General features: G+C 63.0%; 1 protein-coding gene and 1 pseudogene. Both read left to right on the top strand.

Going from position 1 to position 1,543, the window contains the following annotated elements:
* Positions 1-1,259: AIR synthase-related protein (locus A2I95_RS36855; protein WP_291737437.1), on the top strand; the 1,259-nt coding region annotated here is incomplete at its 5' end.
* Positions 1,260-1,360: 101 nt separating this feature from the next.
* A pseudogene (locus A2I95_RS36850) lies at positions 1,361-1,543 on the top strand (hypothetical protein); the annotation flags it as partial.

Raw genomic sequence — 1,543 nt, 5'->3', positions numbered from 1 at the left:
CCTACGAGATGATGCTGTCGGAATCTCAGGAACGCATGCTGATGGTGCTGAAGCCCGAGCTGGAAGCCGACGCCCGCGCCGTGTTCGAAAAATGGGACCTGGATTTTGCCATCGTCGGTGAAACCATTGCCGAGGACCGCTTCCTGATCCTGCACAACGGTGAAGTGAAAGCGGATCTCGTGCTGTCGAAACTGGCCTCTACCGCGCCGGAATACGACCGCCCCTGGGTTCCGACCCCGGCAGCCGAGCCGTTGACCGATGCCGACGTGCCCACCATCGACCCGATTGACGGCCTTAAGGCGCTGCTGACCTCGCCGAACTACGCGGGCAAGCAGTGGGTCTATGAACAATACGACACCACCGTGATGGGCGACACCGCCCGCCGGCCCGGTGCGGGTTCGGGCATTGTCCGGGTGCATGGCACGGATAAGAAGCTGGCCTTCACCTCCGACGTGACCCCGCGCTACGTCAAGGCAAACCCGTTCGAGGGCGGTAAACAGGCCGTGGCCGAGGCGTACCGAAACCTGACAGCTGTAGGCGCCAAGCCCTTGGCAACAACAGATAACCTAAACTTTGGCAACCCCGAAAAGCCCGAGATCATGGGCCAGTTCGTCGGCGCCATCAAAGGCATCGGCGAGGCAGTTGCCGCACTCGACATGCCGATCGTCTCCGGCAACGTATCGCTGTACAATGAAACCGACGGCAAGGGCATCCTGCCGACCCCGACCATCGGCGCCGTGGGCCTGATCGCTGCCGGCGAAGAGCCGATCATTGGCGAGGCCCGCGACGGCCATGTGGCGCTGCTGGTGGGCGAAACCGTGGGCCATCTGGGCCAGTCGGCGCTGCTGGCAGAGGTGTTCAACCGCGAGGACGGCGACGCGCCGGCGGTTGATCTGGAGGCCGAAAAGCGCAATGGCGAGTTCATCCGCGCCAACCGCGAGCTGATCAAAGCCTGCACCGACCTTGGCGACGGCGGCCTGGCACTGGCAGCGTTTGAGATGGCCGAAGAGGCCGGCGTCGGCGTGCAGATCGATGCGGGCGACACCCAGACCGTGTTCGGCGAGGATCAGGCGCGCTACCTGATTGCCTGCAATTTCGATCAGGCCGAAGGGCTGATGCTGGCTGCCGGCCAGGCAGGTGTGACCATTACCTCTGTCGGTAAATTCGGTGGCGACACGGTGAAAATCGGTGGTTCCGAGGCGCCGCTCGCCGAGCTGAAGGACGTTTTCCGTTCCAGCTTTGCTGCTGCTGTCGCCTGATAAAAACACACGGCGCCTTTTACCCGGCGCCGCAGCAGACTGATGCTTAGGGTGGGGTGGCGCAGCTGTCCCGCCCTTTCTTTTGACACGGGGACCGGCCCATGACCCTTCCTGAGCTGACAGAGGATTGCAGCCGCTGCGCAGGTCTGTGCTGTGTCGCCTATCCGTTTGAGGCACATGAGGATTTCGGCCTGCTGAAACAAGCGGACACCCCCTGCCCCAACCTCGCTCCGGATTTCCGCCGCCAGTGCGTCTTGCACGGCTTCCTCCTCAAAATCCCAGGT

This window comes from Leisingera sp. F5 (assembly GCF_001593695.1).
Note: the sequence above shows the minus strand (reverse complement) of the source record. Positions and strands in the feature narration are given on the sequence as shown.